Source organism: Ruegeria sp. EL01 (assembly GCF_900313035.1).
GTDB lineage: Bacteria > Pseudomonadota > Alphaproteobacteria > Rhodobacterales > Rhodobacteraceae > Ruegeria.
This window is the reverse complement of the sequence record NZ_OMPS01000046.1, coordinates 176,448-192,372: the sequence shown is the minus strand read 5'-3', so window position 1 is coordinate 192,372 and position 15,925 is coordinate 176,448. Positions and strand designations below refer to the sequence as shown.

Sequence of the window (15,925 nt, the reverse complement as noted above, 5' to 3'; positions counted from 1 at the left end):
CAATATGAAGATGACTTTTTCCGGGTGACGGTATGGATGGTTATGAAATCGGGCGTTTGACCTATCTGGTCTTGCTGGGTGCGGCCTTGCTGATGTGGTTCTTCACCCACAATCGGCAGCCGTTGGGCAAGACCCTGCAGCAGGTTATGGCCTGGGTGTTCATTTTCGTTGGCGTCATCGCCCTGGTAGGTCTTTGGGACGATATTCGCTCTACCGTTGGCGCAACGCCTCAGATGGCGGTGTCCGGCAACACCATCGAAGTTCCGCGCGCCTTTGACGGGCATTATTATCTGCAGATGTTGGTGAATGGAGAGCCCATCACCTTTCTGGTCGACACCGGCGCGAGTCAGATTGTTCTGAACGCGCAGGACGCCAAGCGCGTTGGTATTGATCTGAACCAGTTGAACTATCTGGGCCGCGCGTCGACCGCGAACGGTGTGGTGCGGACAGCCCCCGTACGATTGGATAGTCTCGCGCTGGGACCGATCCGGGACAACGGTGTCTCAGCCTGGATCAACGAAGGTGACTTAGACAAGTCGTTGCTCGGCATGGATTACCTGCACCGTTTTTCCAACATTCAGTTCGCCGATGGTAAGTTAATCCTGTCACGCTGAACGCTCTTGCAGCTATGCCATGTGGCTGGCCAGTCTGGTGCCGATGCGCTGGCACGTGGCAGCGAATTGGATCATAAGAAACCCCTGCGTGAAAGCACGAAGATCACGCAACTTGTGACTGGTCAAAGCCCGGCCCGCACCCTAGCGTCGCGGCATGAGCCATCCGATCCATGACAGCCGTTATTCCTGGCTTCGCCTTCTGATCACGCTCGCCATCGCAGCCGTGGCGAATGTCGGCATGTGGGCGGTGATCGTGGTCATGCCCGCTGTCGAAACACAATTTGGTGCCGGACGGGCCGAGGCGTCAATGCCCTATACGCTCGCCATGATCGGCTTTGCCCTGGGCAATATGTGGTTGGGGCAGTTGGTGGACCGGCTGGGCGTGACGAAAGCATTGATAGGCGCATCGATACTGAGCGCGATCAGCTACCTGCTGGCAACTCTGGCACCTAACATAGCCCTGCTTTCCGTCGCGCATTTGCTGTTGGGATTGGGCACTTCGGTCGGCTTTGGCCCCCTGATTGCCGATATCTCACACTGGTTCATGCGCAGGCGTGGGATCGCCGTGGCGCTGGTGGCCAGCGGCAATTATCTGTCCGGGGCGATCTGGCCCACGATGATGTCAGGTATTCTGGCGCGGGACGGCTGGCAACAGGTCTATCTGACACTGGCAGCGCTGACGCTGGTTGTCGTCATTCCCTTGTCCCTGCTGCTGCACCGTCAGGTCCCGATCGAGGCGCACAGCACTGCCGCAGCCACCGCAAAGATCAATGCGCGCAGTGTCGGGGTCTCACCGCGGGCGCTGCAATACATTCTTGGACTGGCAGGCATCGGGTGCTGCGTGGCGATGTCGATGCCGCAGGTTCACATCGTGTCCTACTGCGTCGGTCTTGGCTATGGCCCCGCTGTCGGAGCTGAGATGCTGTCTCTGATGTTGCTGGGCGGCGTGGTGAGCCGCATCATTTCCGGTCTCGTGGCCGACCAGCTGGGCGGCGTCCATACACTTCTGATCGGGTCGATCTTGCAATGCATCGCCCTGTTCCTGTTCCTGCCTTACGATGGGATGGTCTCACTTTATGTCGTCAGCATGCTGTTTGGGCTGGCACAGGGCGGAATCGTGCCAAGCTATGCGCTGGTGGTCCGTGAATACATGCCACCGCAAGAAGCCGGAGCACGCGTGGGTTTTGTCATGATGATGACCATTCTGGGCATGGCACTAGGCGGATGGATGTCGGGGTGGATCTACGACGTCACCGGTAACTATCAATTGGCATTCGTGAACGGGATTTTATGGAACGGCCTTAACATTGCCATCATCGTGATGCTTCTCAAAAGGTCTCGGCCCCGCAGACAAGAGGCAATCGCATGACAACCCTTTCGCGTCGCGGCGTTCTCGCAGGGCTTTTTGCCCTGCCCTTCAGCAACCCCGCACTTGCCGCGCGAAAACCGTACGCCCTTTCTCCGGACGGCACCCAAGTCAGCTTCATGTTTGATCTCTCAGGGATCGCGCAAACAGGATCCATGCCAATCCGCTCTGCTGACGTTCAGATCGACACAAGCCGCTTGCAAAACAGCGAGGTCGACGTGGTCCTGGATGTGGCCAAGGCAAAAACCCGATTGCCTTTTGCAAGAACACCCATGCTCAGTCCCGGTGTGCTGAATGCAAAGGAACACCCAACTATCAGATTTTCCTCGACAAATGTGCAACTGGGTACGGCCGGACGGATATCGGATGGCGCCCGCATCACAGGAAACCTGACCGTGCGCGGCGTAACTCGGCCGATCACGTTGAACGCCAATCTGTACCGACAGGCGGGTAGTTCCGAGGATGACCTTGATCGTTTGTCTATCCGCCTGACAGGGGGGCTGAATCGCCACGACTTTGGCGCGTCGGGATACCCTGACCTGGTTCAGGAAACCGTAGGTCTGGACATTCACGCTGAAATCATGCGTGTAACGTGATGCCAAATGGGTAAAAAACGACGTCATTGAGTCGAATAGATGCGCGCATCTTATGATGGTGCCGCCAATCTGGGGCCACTATGCGCACGATCATTTCTTTTGCCGCCCTTTTTCTTTCCGTCATTCTGCTGCAGCTCTCGACAGGCGGCGTTGGCCCATTGGACGCCATCTCTGGTCTGACGCTGGACTTCACTACCGAGCAAATCGGTCTGCTGGGGTCCGCCCACTTCATCGGGTTCTTCGTCGGCTGCTGGTGGGCGCCTCGCCTGATGGGCAGTGTCGGGCATTCGCGAGCGTTTGCCGTCTGTACCGCCCTTGGTGCAATGGGGTTACTGGGCCATACCCTAACCGAGAATCCGTATATCTGGGCCGTTCTGCGGATCGCCTCGGGCACCTGTGTCGCCGGGTGCTACACAGTGATTGAAGCCTGGCTGAATGCCAAGGTCACCAACGAAACCCGCGGCCGAGCGATGGGCACCTATCGCATTGCGGATCTGGGGGCGTCGCTGAGCGCGCAGCTGATCATCGCCGTTTTGCCGCCGGCCTCTTATGTCTCATATAACCTGCTAGCGATCCTGTGTTGTGCCTCGCTGCTGCCGCTGACCCTTACCCGTGCCAGTCAGCCCAAAACCCCAGATGCACCGCGTCTGCGGCCCAGATTGGCCTGGCGCAGCTCACCATTGGCTGTCGCGGGTGTTATCGTGGCCGCGCTCAGTTCCGCATCTTTTCGCATGGTTGGTCCAGTCTACGGCCAAGCGGTCGGGTTGGGCGTGGACCAGATTGCATTCTTCCTCGCCTCGTTCGTTCTGGGGGGCGCTTTGGCTCAATACCCTGTCGGCTGGCTGGCGGATAAATACGACCGGCGCTGGGTTCTGATCTGGTTGTCCGCGGCTGCAGTTCTGAGCAGCGGCATCACCATGGCCGCCAGCAATACAGGCACATTGGGCGTCATGTTGGCCGCTGGGTTCTTCGGGTTAACTACGTTTCCGATATTCTCGGTTTCATCCGCGCATGCCAACGACTTTGCCACCACCGAAGAACGTGTCGAGCTTGCTGCTGCATTAATGTTCTGGTTTGCTCTGGGCGCAATCGCATCGCCCTACGTTACATCGAACCTGATTCAGCAATTTGGCCCCGGCGCCCTGTTCGCCTTTGTCGCGATTGGTCACCTGGGTCTGATCATATTCGGTCTGGCACGAATGCGGTCGCGTCCGACACCGGATGAACGCACCAACTATGTCTATGCACCCCGCACGTCCTTCACCATTGGTCGCCTGCTGAAACGGTCGCGCGAAGGAAACGATTAGACCCTTTGGAGCCCGTCGCTCATCCGAAGTAGCGCGCCTTGCAGTTCATTAGCTCTGCCCGGTCCAACCCAGTGTCTTCGATCATGCAGGCGGTTATTTTAGGTCCTTCATTCCCAATCAACACCCCGGCTTTTTCAATGTAACGTCAACGGCGCGCCGGTCCGTCTGGCTGCAGGTTCTGGTGACGCATCCCACGATTTCCAACCGTTTGACCAAAGGGGTCATCGTACTTGTTTCCATACCCAACTGTTGCGCCAGATCATTTGTGTTTTACCCGTCCCGCTCTCGCAGAAGGGTGAGCGTAACATACTGAGGATAGATCACGCCCGGCCGCTTCAAATGCGGTGCGTAACGCGTGCGACGCGATATATACCCCGAAGCAAAACGGTAAGGGCCGGGATATCCCGGCCCTTACTTCGTTTTAGTGTTCGGTCTGTGGTTCTTCTTCGATCACGTCGACATCGTCCACTTGGTCTACCGACGGCTCAAGAGCGCCATTCACAACACCGCTGACTCCATTCTCCATCGACAGACCCAGTTCCTCGCCAAGCTTCTTAAGCGCGGGCATCTGAACGGCCATGCCCATGATCGAGTCAAGCGCTTGATTGACCACCGGCTTGTCGCCTGCTGACGTGCCGCCCCCATTGGCAGCGCCGATGCCCCCGACCTGATGAATCTTGATCGAGTCGATTTTCTCGGCAGGTTTGACCATTTCCGAAATGATCGACGGCATGGTTTCAATCCGTGCCAGATCAACCTTCATGCGAATCTGATCCACTGACAGAGCATTTTCGGACTCGACGATCGCACGCTTACCTTCCGCCTCAGCCAACATGTCGTTCTTCTTGGCCTCGGCGCGGATATTCAGCGCATCGGCTTCGGCCTGCGCCTCTTCTCGGCGGGCCTCGGCACGGTCAACGGCGGCCTCTTTGTCGGCCTGCGCGGCCAGGCGGATTGCGGTTGCCTGACGCTCAGCCTCACGCATGGCCTCAATCAGAACGATCTGCTTTTCGCGTTCGGCTTCGGCGACCTGACGGGCGGTGACCACTGCTTCGGTCGCTTTGGTTGCTTCAGCACGGGCCAGATCGGCAGAGGCACGCGCGCGGCTTTCTTCTTCGGATTTCTGCGCGATGATGATCTGACGCTCCTGCTCCGCCACTTCCAGCTCACGCTCTTTCGAGATTTCGGCATCGCGGATCTTACGTTCACGCTCAATCTCAGCCGCACGGATGGCCTCTTCACGGGCGATGCGGGCGCGTTCGGTCTCACGCACCGAATCTTCGGTCCGGGCAGCAATCTCGGCCTCCTGCGCAACGCGCAGCGTTTCGACCACTTGCGTTTGTTCGATGCGTGCCTGCTCTTCATCCTTTTCGATCAACAGCTTCTGGCGCTGTGCTTCCATCGAAGCGCGGCGCACTTCAACCTCGGCATCCGCATCAATCTGCGCGCGCTCTTTCTTTGAGGTTGCAATTACCTCGGCCAGCTTACGCATACCAACTGCGTTAAAGGCGTTGTTCTCGTCCAGAGCCTCGAACGGCGTCTGGTCCAGCGCGGTCAGCGAGACGGATTCCAGCGACAGGCCGTTTTTCAACAGGTCCTCGGACACTGCATTTTGCACCTCTTGCACAAAGTCGGCGCGGTTCTCATGCAACCCGTCCATGGTCATCTGAGCGGCCACAGCGCGCAGACCATCGATCAGTTTGCCTTCGATCATCTCGCGCAGTTGCTCGACATCGAATGTGCGATCACCCAATGTCTGGGCAGCGCGGGCGATACCCTCTTCGGTGGCCATGACCGAAACATAGAATTCCACGCCAACGTCCACACGCATCCGATCTTTGGTAATCAGCGCGGCCTCGTCGCTGCGCTGTACCTCTAGGCGCAAGGTCTTCATGTTGACCGGGCTGACCTCGTGCAGCAGTGGCACGATGATGACACCGCCATCCATGATGACTTTCTTGCCGCCAGCGCCGGTTTTCACCAGGCTGACCTCGCGGGTCGCACGTCGATAGAGACGGCCAAGAACAAGGCCAATGAACAAGATCACCGCTAAAATAGTCACAACTGTGACAGCTAGGAATGTAAGTTCCATGCAATATCCTCCAGATTAGGGGTTTGAAATTTGGTTAGTCTGATAAGCCGACCAGAACGAACCGGTCGCGCCGTCGGTCGCGTAGAACCAGCACATCTGTGCCCTGATCCAGCGCATCCTTGTCCTGCAGCGGCTCGGCGCGCAGGTAATGGGTATTACCAAAGCGATCCATGACTCGAACCTCGGCCGGGCGACCGCGTGACGCAGTGCCTTGGGTGATGACACCCCGGCGACGGGCCAGCATCCGTTCGGACATCGCCTCGGTCTCGGTCTTGGGCAGAAGGCGGGCAAAGACACCGCCAAAGCCACGGGCAAACCACAGACCAAAGGCACCGGCAGGGATCACAGCCGCCCAAGGCGGCAGATCAAAGCCCAGCACATCGCGCAGCGCCAGTTGCAGGCCGATACCCGACAGACCGAAGCCCGCCAGCAGAACCACAAGCCAGATCATGATGGGTATCTTTCCAACACCCAGCCACGCCATTGGACCCGCCGCAGAGGTATCGGGCACATCGCTTTCGACCTCTGCCAGTTCGAAATCGCCCAGATCGACATCCGCGTCGATATCCAGACCGAGATCACCAATGTCCAGATCGGGGGCATCCACCATATCCAGATCGATTTCCCCTTCGCCAGCTAGCAAGCTGCCACCCAGGACCAAAGCAATCAGTTCAACTGCCAAAAGGCCGAACAGAAGCGCAAGCGCCAAGGTAAAAGGCGCAAATGCACCCTCGAGTAGGAAATCGAACATCAATTAGTATCCCTCGTTTTTGTATACATTGGTATACAGTCAATATGGGAAGCCTTAACAAGAATTCAAGAGGTTGTGAGTCGGGCGTTCAACCTGTGGTTATTGCCACGAACATATCTGACACAATCCGAATTCCCGCCTCTTCGTCTTTTTTCTGCTGGTAAGGCGCGAAAGTGACATCCATGCGACGGGCGGGCTTTTGCTGACCCGTTACATAAGGTAGACGGGCGCGCAGACAGATACGCGGATACAGAAAATGGCTCGGATTCTTATCACTTCGGCGATCCCCTACATCAACGGGATCAAACACCTCGGCAACTTGATCGGCTCGCAATTGCCAGCGGATCTTTACGCACGTTATCAGCGTGGCCGGGGGAATGAAGTGATGTTCCTGTGTGCCACAGATGAACACGGCACCCCTGCCGAGCTGGCTGCGGCCAAGGCTGAAAAGCCGGTTGCGGAATTCTGCGCCGAGATGCACGGCGTACAGTTGGACATCGCCAACCGCTTTGGGCTGAGCTTTGATCACTTCGGCCGCTCGTCCAGTGATCAGAACAAAAAGCTGACGCAACATTTCGCGGGAAAACTGGATGAGGCTGGTTTGATCCGCGAAGTGAGCGAGAAGCAGGTCTATTCCAACACGGATGGCCGCTTTCTGCCCGACCGTTATATCGAAGGCACCTGCCCCAATTGCGGTTATGAGCGCGCCCGCGGCGATCAGTGCGAAAACTGTACCAAACAGCTGGACCCAACCGACTTGATCGAGCCCCGCTCGGCCATTTCCGGGTCCACCGATCTTGAGGTGCGCGAAACCAAACATCTGTATCTGCGTCAATCTGCGATGAAGGATCAGCTGGATGCGTGGATCGATAGCAAAACCGATTGGCCGATCCTGACCACATCGATCGCCAAAAAGTGGCTGCATGACGGTGACGGGTTGCGAGACCGCGGCATCACCCGTGATCTGGACTGGGGCGTTCCAGTCAAGAAGGGCGATCAAGATTGGCCTGGCATGGAGGGCAAGGTCTTTTATGTCTGGTTCGATGCCCCCATCGAATACATCGCCTGCACCAAAGAATGGGCCGATGCCAACGGCAAAGCCGACGCCGAATGGGAACGCTGGTGGCGCACAGATAAGGGCGCCGATGACGTGCGCTATGTCCAATTCATGGGCAAGGACAACGTACCGTTCCACACGCTTAGCTTCCCAGCGACTATTCTGGGGTCTGGCGAGACGTGGAAGATGGTCGACCACCTGAAATCGTTCAACTACCTGAACTATGATGGAGGTCAGTTCTCGACCAGCCAGGGGCGCGGTGTGTTCATGGATCAGGCACTGGACCTCCTGCCGGCTGATTATTGGCGCTGGTGGTTGCTGAGCCATGCACCCGAAAGCAGCGATAGTGAATTCACCTGGGAAAACTTCCAGCAATCGGTGAACAAAGACCTGGCGGATGTTCTTGGCAACTTTGTCAGCCGCATCACCAAATTCTGCCGGTCCAAGTTTGGTGAAGTCGTGCCCGAGGGTGGCGCATACGGCGAGCGAGAAAACGCATTGATCTCAGAATTGACCCGCCGCATCCGCGCCTATGAAGGCTTTATGGAGGCGATGGAAGTTCGCAAGTCGGCGCAAGAGCTGCGCGCAATTTGGGTGGCCGGAAACGAATACCTGCAGGCTGCGGCCCCGTGGTCGACGTTCAAGGAAGACCCGGAACAAGCAGCTGCACAGGTCCGTCTCGGTCTGAACCTGATCCGGCTGTATGCAGTGCTGAGCGCGCCGTTTATTCCAAACGCGTCTGCGCGAATGTTGAGTGCTATGAATACCCTCGCAACCGATTGGCCGGATGACGTTGATGCTGCACTGAATGCGCTGCCTGCGGATCACGCATTCACAGTTCCGGAGGTGCTGTTCGCCAAAATCACGGATGAGCAACGCGAAGACTGGCAGACCCGGTTTGCAGGCACGCGCGCTTAAGGCCACGTGAAATTGAGTGATGAAACCGGGGGCCATACGGGCCCCCGTTTTTTGGTGTGATCTGCAGTATTCACGACCTGCACTCAAAAGGCATCGATCTAAGTTAGCGAACTGACGAGATAATTCAGACTGCGTCCCAGAAGAACTCGTATTCAAGAAGCTTGAGATATGGCAACAAAACCGCCATCCTGATCCGGAATTCAATCGACTCGGCGCGGCGTTTGATGTGCCTGGTCACTTAATCCTTAGTTTGAACGAGGCATTTGCCATGGCCCTTGCATTGAAAACCTTTGACCCTCGCCATTGCGGACCCGTCCGGGCGATGGGAAAGCATTTTGCCGTGCTTTTCTTCCTGGGCATGGCGCAACCGTCTTTGGCACAAGAGGCGCAAGGCGATGCACCGCCCCCCAAGGTTTCGATCGCGGCAGCCTATACGCAGGAAATCACGGATGAGGCAGTTTTCATTGGCCGTGCAGAAGCTTTCGACAAAGTTGACATTGTTGCGCGGGTCAACGGGTTTTTGGACAGCCAGAATGTCGAAGACGGCGCTTTGGTCAAAAAAGATGATCTGCTGTTCACTATCGAACCCGATCTCTACGAAGCCACGTTAGAGGCTCGCAAAGCCGATCTGGACCGCGCCGAGGCCAATCTTGAACTGGCCAAGGTCGATCTGGCGCGAAAAGAAGAACTGTACAAACGCGACGCCACCCCGGAATCAGAACGTGATATCGCCCGTGCCAATGAACTTGTCGCTGAAGCCGAAGTCAAAGCGGCCAAGGCTGCCATTCAACAAGCAGAGTTGGATCTGAGTTACACCCAAATTCAAGCACCATTCGCCGGACGCCTTGGGCGCGTGACCACCAGCGTTGGCGATGTTGTCGGGCCTAATAATCCAGCATTGGTCAATCTGGTCAGCGAAGCACCGATCTACGTGAACTTTTCGTTGAATGAAAAACAGTTCACCACGATCCTCGAAACTTATGACGAGAATGCCGCATCGCTAGCTGAAAGCGAACAAAGCCCCAATGTGCACGTCACGCTGCCTAACGGAACCGATTTGGATGAAACCGGAAAGATCGTTTTTGTGGACAACCGCATCGATCCTCTGACCGGAGCGATCACGATGAGGGCTGAGTTTGACAATGCTAAACGCCTGATCCTGGACGGCGCATTTTTGAATGTTCATATCGAAGCGCTGGAGCCAACGCTGCAGGTTCTCATCCCACAGGCGGCTTTACAGCGCGACCAACGGGGCGAATTTGTTCTGGTTGTCAATGACAAGCAGATGGTCGAACAGCGCTACATCACCACCGGCGATACGGTCGACACAGCTATTATTGTTGTAGATGGGTTGCGCGAAGGTGAAAGCGTCATTGTCGAGGGTCTGCAGCGGGTGCGCCCGGGCGTTGCCGTGGACGCGGTTGTCGCCTCTGAACAGCCGGGAGAATAACTGATGTTCTCAGCCCTGTTCATCAGCCGGCCAAAGCTGGCGCTTGTCATCTCGCTTGTCCTGACCATCTTGGGCGGCATCGGATATATGGTCCTGCCAGTCGCCCAATTCCCGGACATTACCCCACCGGTAGTCAGCGTTACGGCCACCTATACCGGTGCCAACGCCGAAACCGTTGAAAACACCGTAGCTGCCCCGATTGAGGCGCAGGTCAACGGCGTGGACGACATGATTTACATGACGTCCACCTCATCAGATAACGGGTCCTACTCGCTGAACGTCACCTTTGAGGTCGGCACAGATCCTGACATCGCGTCGGTAAACGTGCAAAACCGGGTGGCGCAGGCAACGTCCTCTTTACCAGCCGAAGTGACATCTTCGGGTGTCGTCACACAGAAATCTTCGACGAATATGCTGATGCTGGTCACGCTGACTTCGCCTGAAGGCACTTATGACAGCGTTTTTCTGTCAAACTACGCCTCGATCAATCTGCGCGATGCACTGGCCCGTGTTCAAGGCGTTGGTAAGGCCGACGTCCTGACCAACCTGGAATACGCCATGCGGATCTGGATGGATCCCGACAAGATGGCGGCCTTGTCCATCACGCCCGGCGACGTGATCAACGCCATTCGCGAGCAGAATATCGAGGTTTCTGCTGGCTCCATTGGTTCCCCCCCTGTGCCTGAAGGGCAGACGTTTCAGTACACTATCAAATCCAAAGGCCGCCTCACCTCGGCCGAGGAGTTCTCCAATATTGTGATCCGCACCGGCGAGGCCGGTGCTATCGTTCGCGTCAAAGACATTGCCAGAACCGAGCTGGGCGCCCAGTTCTATTCGGCCTCTGGTTATTTTCAAGCAGTTCCAGCCACCGTGATCGGTATCTATCAGGCCCCTGGTGCCAATGCGCTGGCCGTGTCCGAGCGAGTTCAGACCGAGTTGGAGCGACTGTCGCGCTCCTTCCCCTCTGATGTGGAATACGACGTGCCCTTCAACACCACGGACTTCGTCGAAGCCTCGTTGAACGATGTGGTCTCAACTCTGATCCTGACATTCGTTCTGGTGATCTCGGTCGTGTTTGTGTTCCTGGGCAGTTGGAGAGCTACAATCATTCCAGCAGTCGCAATCCCGGTCTCTCTGATCGGGACATTCGCGTTCTTGTTAATGTTCGGCATGTCGTTGAACACCATTTCTCTGTTCGCGTTGGTGCTCGCCATCGGGATCGTGGTGGATGATGCCATCGTTGTTGTCGAAAACGTCGAACGCATCATCGCGGATGAAGGCCTGCCCCCGGCCGAGGCGACGCGAAAGGCAATGGGCCAGATCACGGGCCCGGTCATTGCAACCACGCTGGTTCTGCTGGCGGTGTTTGTGCCAGTCACCTTCATGCCTGGCATCACCGGGCGGCTATATTCACAGTTTGCCGTCACAATCTCGACTGCTGTCGTGATCTCATCCATCAACGCGCTCACCCTTTCGCCGGCACTGTGTGGCTTGGTACTGCGCGCTCGATCCGGCCCACCCAAAGGGATTCTGGCCTTGTTCGAGGGGTTCATCGGCACTGTTCGGAATGGCTATGTTTCACTGGTGCGCAAGCTCCTGATTATGCCAGTGATCGCACTGGGCCTGATTGTGGCGCTGGGTATGGGCACCGGGACGATCATGTCCAACACATCAGCGGGCTTCATTCCGCTTGAGGACAACGGCTACCTGTTCGTGGATGTGCAGCTGCCTGACGCAGCGACCTTGGAACGGACGGAGACCGTTACCAAACGCGTGGATGAGAAAATTCGCGAAATCCCCGGGGTTGCCAGTACCGTTCTGGTCAATGGCTTTTCGATGCTCAATGGCACCATTACCAACGGGGCAGCGATTTTCGTCAATCTCGACAACTGGAGCGAACGACAAGAAGATGACCTGAGTGCCGATGCCATCCTTGCCAAGATCCTCGCGATTGCCAACGGCGAGTCAGCAGCTTCTATCCTGGCCTTTAACCCACCACCCATTCAGGGATTGGGCATGTCGGCCGGCGTCGAAATGGAGGTTCAGCAAACCGGTGGCGGCACGCCACAAGATCTGGCATCTGCAGTCGGGTCCTTTGTGTATGCGGCCAATCAACGACCTGAAATCGCACAGTCTTATACGACGTTCCGCGCAAATGTTCCTCAGCTTTTCGTTGATCTGGACCGGGAGAAGGCCAAGACGCTGCAAGTGTCCGTGTCCGAGATTTTCCAGACGATGCAGGCTCAACTGGGCTCGTATTATGTGAACGATTTCAACCTGTTTGGTCGGGTCTATCGCGTGATGATTCAGGCAGACGGGACATATCGTGACAATGTCGAGGATATCTCGAACCTCTATGTTCGATCCACCCAAGGGGAAATGGTGCCTTTGGGCACGCTGATTGATGTCGAAAACGTATTGGGGCCGGTTTTGCTAAAACGCCACAACCTGTTCCGATCCGCTACAGTTACAGCGGTTCCAGCGCCGGGCCTGTCCAGCGGGGATGCGATCAATGTGATGACCGAGGAGTCTGTGACCGCCCTGCCCCCGGGCTACGCCTTTGAGTGGACCGGAACAGCGCAACAGCAATTGGCATCGGGCAGCATTGTCATCGTGATCCTGGGGCTCGCCATCCTGTTCGGATATCTGTTCCTTGTCGGCCAATATGAAAGCTGGTCACTCCCTGTGTCGATCCTGCTATCGGTCGTCGTTGCCTTGTTCGGCGCGGTTGCCGCGGTGGCAATTGTGGGCAGCGATATCAACCTTTACACGCAAATTGGCATGATCATGCTTGTGGGCTTGGCATCAAAGAACGGCATTCTGATTGTCGAATTTGCGATGGAACAACGCGCCAAGGGACTGTCCATCAAAGAAGCTGCTGCCGAAGCCGCGTTTCAACGATTCCGGGCCGTGATGATGACAGCGCTGTCCTTCCTGCTGGGTGTTGTCCCGCTTCTTGCGGCAAACGGCGCTGGTGCGGCCAGTCAGAAAGCCATCGGGGTGGCGGTATTTGGCGGCATGCTCGCAGCAACATTGGTTGGTGTCATCTTGGTGCCCGTCCTCTACGCCCTGATGCAGGGGCTGAGAGAATGGTTGAAGGGCAGTAAGAATGGTCCGGACTCGCCTGAAGAAACAGCCTGACCATAGTGGTCGTTGAACACAAAAGCCCCGCAGATACTGCGGGGCTTTTTCAATTCACGGGATCTGATCGGTCAACCTTGGATCTCCAACGGAGCGTCTAATTGAGAACTTCATTTTCCCTTCGAACCCGTCGCAGGGTCGTTACCGCACGGATCAACGCTTCTGCTTCGGCAGGCGGGGCTTGTTCGACCCGTTTGTAATCGGTTCCGTCGTTTTGCCGTGTCAACAGGCCACAAGAAATCATGCAGCGCCGCAAGGTCGCCGGATCGCTGAACAGGTGTTCGCGGTTCAGACGCTCATTCACATCGCGCTCGTGAAGCGTGTCACCAGCAGGCAAAGCAGCCCACAGAGCCCAAAGGGCGAGGGTTTGCACGGACCGTTTCGAAGGCCACTGACGCAAGCGACCAGTGTTATCGAACTGAAACAGTGCGCGCTCGACCGAACGCATATCGACCGGAGGTTTATGCGATTGTACCTCCAACCGCCGTTGAGCGGCAGTAACGGACCGCATGTGCTGAACGTTTTGAAACCCGGCCGCCCGGGCGATCATATTCAGCAGTACCAGGTGCGAGGGGCTCGCTACGCCAAGTTGCCTGGACAAAGATTTTGCAAACAGCGTCAGATCATCTGCGTGCAAGGGTAAAGGGGTTTTGGTCATCGTGCATCCATAGCGGGCGCTTTGCTCGATCGTCGGTCACTGACTTAACGAAACAACGCCCTAGTTTATGCGATGCCGTTTGGGAATGAATAGCAGGTTTAGCACTCTGATAAGAGCAGCGACGCCTCGGTGTCTGCCGACCGTGCCCGTTGGGTAGCACGATCAGTGATGGTTTCAAAGCACCATTCAAACCGGTATTTGAAAGGCGACGCGTTAGGCCGCGCTTTGGGCGTTTCGCCGTTCAACCATCCACTCATCCAACCGCGCGATCTGACCCGCGGACAAGCGAAGCCCCAGCTTGTTACGACGCCAGACCACATCATCCGCCTTGTGCGCATATTCCTTGTCCATCAGCCAAGTCACTTCGCGGGTGGTCAGGGTTGCACCAAAATCCTCTCCCAGATCCGTGGCCTCGTTTGCTTCACCAAGTACCGCCCTCGCCTCGGTACCATAGGCCCGGATAAGGCGCGCGGCCCACGGTTGGCCGAGAAACGGGTAATCAATCATCAGCCGAGCTATCTGGTCTTGCACGCCGGTCACGGGGAAATCACCGCCCGGCAGCGCGACACCTGCGGTCCAGGGTCCAGGCAAATTCGGGAAATGCTCGGCAACCTTCTCCAGCGCACTTTCGGCCAAACGACGATAAGTGGTGATCTTGCCACCAAACACGTTCAGAACGGGTGCCCCACCATTGGCGTCGACTTTCAACGTATAGTCCCGGGTTGCTGCTGTTGCACTGCTGGCCCCGTCGTCATACAGCGGACGCACACCCGAATAGGTCCACACGATATCGTCGCGGGTCACCGGCTTCTTGAAATATTTCGTGGCGAAGTCACACAGATAGTCCTGTTCGACCTCGGTGCACTCGGGGGGAACGGACGGGTCGGAATGATCTTGATCGGTTGTGCCAATCAGGGTGAAATCCCGCTCGTACGGAATGGCAAAAATGATGCGCCCGTCCTCGCCCTGAAAGAAATAGCATTTGTCGTGATCATAAAGCTTGGGCGTGACGATATGGCTACCCCGTACCAAACGTACCCCTTCCCGAGAGTTCACATGGATCTTTGTCTGAATGATATCACCCACCCATGGTCCGCCCGCGTTGATCAACATCTTCGCCTGGATCATCCGGGTTTCGTCGCTGTCTCTGTCCCGGATCGTGACGTGCCATAAGTTGTCTACCCGCTCGGCCGAAGTAACCTCGGTCCGCACCATGATCTGTGCCCCCCGGGAGTCCGCGTCGCGCGCGTTCAGCACAACCAGTCGCGAATCCTCGATCCAACAGTCGGAATACTCATATGCCGTTTCAAACTTGTCCTGAAGCGGCGCACCTTCGGGTGCCGTGTGCAGGTTCAATGACGTCGTGCCCGGCAGGATCTTGCGGCCACCCAGATGGTCATAAAGAAACAATCCCAACCGGATCAACCAGGCCGGACGACGCCCGCGCATCCACGGCATAACCGTACTGAGCAGCTTGGACGTTGGTGTTTCAGCATCAAACCGCATGTCTTCGTGATAGGGTAGCACGAAGCGCATTGGCCAACTGATATGCGGCATCGCGCGCAGCAGGGTTTCACGCTCGATCAGCGCCTCTCGTACAAGACGGATTTCGAAATACTCAAGGTACCGCAACCCGCCGTGGAACAGTTTGGTCGATGCAGACGATGTGGCCGACGCCAGATCGTTCATTTCCGCCAGCACCACCGACAAACCTCGTCCGGCCGCATCCCGCGCGATTCCGCACCCGTTGATCCCACCGCCGATAATGAACAGGTCGGTGATCTGGTTATCTCGCTGGTCCATGGCAGGATGATCCTTCATGCTGAACGCTCGAATGCGTTCGCTTCATCTATTTTATCTTTCGTTTATATTCGTTTTTAGATGAAAACAATACTAAAGCACAAACCTCCGCTTTAGAGTCCCGCCGGGCTGTCATTGCTTTGAAAGTCAGGTGTTTGAAGCGCAAGCATTGAGC

General features: G+C 56.7%; 12 protein-coding genes. 7 read left to right on the top strand and 5 right to left on the bottom strand.

Annotation, left to right across the window (positions count from 1 at the left end):
* Positions 1–32 precede the first annotated feature (32 nt).
* The 4 genes from D9K61_RS21355 to D9K61_RS21340 all read left to right on the top strand — a co-directional run bounded on the left by D9K61_RS21355 (position 33) and on the right by D9K61_RS21340 (position 3,883).
* Entirely contained in the window at positions 33–614 is a 582-nt protein-coding gene (locus D9K61_RS21355; protein WP_120635222.1) for a TIGR02281 family clan AA aspartic protease, read from the top strand.
* 154 nt (positions 615–768) lie between these two features.
* Positions 769–1,983: a CynX/NimT family MFS transporter gene (locus D9K61_RS21350; protein WP_120635221.1), complete on the top strand. Its 1,215-nt coding sequence runs from the start codon at positions 769–771 to the stop codon at positions 1,981–1,983.
* Positions 1,980–2,576: a YceI family protein gene (locus tag D9K61_RS21345; protein WP_120635220.1), complete on the top strand. Its 597-nt coding sequence runs from the start codon at positions 1,980–1,982 to the stop codon at positions 2,574–2,576. The genes D9K61_RS21350 and D9K61_RS21345 overlap by 4 nt, the downstream gene beginning before the upstream one ends.
* An 80-nt stretch (positions 2,577–2,656) precedes the next feature.
* Complete coding sequence (locus tag D9K61_RS21340) at positions 2,657–3,883, top strand: MFS transporter (RefSeq protein ID WP_120635219.1); 1,227 nt, start codon at positions 2,657–2,659, stop codon at positions 3,881–3,883.
* Between the two features lie 117 nt (positions 3,884–4,000).
* On the opposite strand, the gene D9K61_RS27930 is transcribed toward D9K61_RS21340, so the two are convergent.
* From D9K61_RS27930 to D9K61_RS21325, 3 genes are all read right to left on the bottom strand, one after another.
* Positions 4,001–4,141 (bottom strand): MarR family transcriptional regulator, encoded by a 141-nt coding sequence (locus D9K61_RS27930; protein WP_371688492.1) that lies wholly within the window; start codon positions 4,139–4,141, stop codon positions 4,001–4,003.
* Between the two features lie 163 nt (positions 4,142–4,304).
* The gene (locus D9K61_RS21330) at positions 4,305–5,975 is read right to left on the bottom strand and encodes a flotillin family protein (RefSeq protein ID WP_120635217.1); all 1,671 of its coding nucleotides are present in this window, start codon (positions 5,973–5,975) and stop codon (positions 4,305–4,307) included.
* A gap of 34 nt (positions 5,976–6,009) precedes the next feature.
* The gene (locus D9K61_RS21325; RefSeq protein WP_120635216.1) at positions 6,010–6,726 is read right to left on the bottom strand and encodes an OB-fold-containig protein; all 717 of its coding nucleotides are present in this window, start codon (positions 6,724–6,726) and stop codon (positions 6,010–6,012) included.
* A 256-nt stretch (positions 6,727–6,982) separates the two neighbouring features.
* Here D9K61_RS21325 and metG point away from each other — a divergent pair, with 256 nt between their 5' ends.
* The 3 genes from metG to D9K61_RS21310 all read left to right on the top strand — a co-directional run bounded on the left by metG (position 6,983) and on the right by D9K61_RS21310 (position 13,292).
* Positions 6,983–8,701: a methionine--tRNA ligase gene (gene metG / locus D9K61_RS21320; RefSeq protein WP_120635215.1), complete on the top strand. Its 1,719-nt coding sequence runs from the start codon at positions 6,983–6,985 to the stop codon at positions 8,699–8,701.
* 322 nt (positions 8,702–9,023) lie between these two features.
* Positions 9,024–10,151, top strand: a complete 1,128-nt coding sequence (locus D9K61_RS21315; RefSeq protein WP_254055849.1) for an efflux RND transporter periplasmic adaptor subunit — start codon at positions 9,024–9,026, stop codon at positions 10,149–10,151.
* Between the two features lie 3 nt (positions 10,152–10,154).
* Positions 10,155–13,292: an efflux RND transporter permease subunit gene (locus D9K61_RS21310; protein ID WP_120635213.1), complete on the top strand. Its 3,138-nt coding sequence runs from the start codon at positions 10,155–10,157 to the stop codon at positions 13,290–13,292.
* A gap of 97 nt (positions 13,293–13,389) precedes the next feature.
* On the opposite strand, the gene D9K61_RS21305 is transcribed toward D9K61_RS21310, so the two are convergent.
* The gene (locus D9K61_RS21305; RefSeq protein ID WP_120635212.1) at positions 13,390–13,950 is read right to left on the bottom strand and encodes a DUF2087 domain-containing protein; all 561 of its coding nucleotides are present in this window, start codon (positions 13,948–13,950) and stop codon (positions 13,390–13,392) included.
* A gap of 213 nt (positions 13,951–14,163) precedes the next feature.
* On the bottom strand, positions 14,164–15,753 hold the full coding sequence (glpD, locus tag D9K61_RS21300) for a glycerol-3-phosphate dehydrogenase (RefSeq protein WP_120635643.1): 1,590 nt from the start codon (positions 15,751–15,753) through the stop codon (positions 14,164–14,166).
* Positions 15,754–15,925 lie beyond the last annotated feature (172 nt).

Coding starts and splice junctions, on each gene's coding strand:
- D9K61_RS21355 (WP_120635222.1), top strand. CDS start 33: ATGGATGGTTATGAAATCGGGCGTTTGACCTATCTGGTCTTGCTGGGT.
- D9K61_RS21350 (WP_120635221.1), top strand. CDS start 769: ATGAGCCATCCGATCCATGACAGCCGTTATTCCTGGCTTCGCCTTCTG.
- D9K61_RS21345 (WP_120635220.1), top strand. CDS start 1,980: ATGACAACCCTTTCGCGTCGCGGCGTTCTCGCAGGGCTTTTTGCCCTG.
- D9K61_RS21340 (WP_120635219.1), top strand. CDS start 2,657: ATGCGCACGATCATTTCTTTTGCCGCCCTTTTTCTTTCCGTCATTCTG.
- D9K61_RS21330 (WP_120635217.1), bottom strand. CDS start 5,975: ATGGAACTTACATTCCTAGCTGTCACAGTTGTGACTATTTTAGCGGTG.
- D9K61_RS21325 (WP_120635216.1), bottom strand. CDS start 6,726: ATGTTCGATTTCCTACTCGAGGGTGCATTTGCGCCTTTTACCTTGGCG.
- metG (WP_120635215.1), top strand. CDS start 6,983: ATGGCTCGGATTCTTATCACTTCGGCGATCCCCTACATCAACGGGATC.
- D9K61_RS21315 (WP_254055849.1), top strand. CDS start 9,024: ATGGGAAAGCATTTTGCCGTGCTTTTCTTCCTGGGCATGGCGCAACCG.
- D9K61_RS21310 (WP_120635213.1), top strand. CDS start 10,155: ATGTTCTCAGCCCTGTTCATCAGCCGGCCAAAGCTGGCGCTTGTCATC.
- D9K61_RS21305 (WP_120635212.1), bottom strand. CDS start 13,950: ATGACCAAAACCCCTTTACCCTTGCACGCAGATGATCTGACGCTGTTT.
- glpD (WP_120635643.1), bottom strand. CDS start 15,753: ATGGACCAGCGAGATAACCAGATCACCGACCTGTTCATTATCGGCGGT.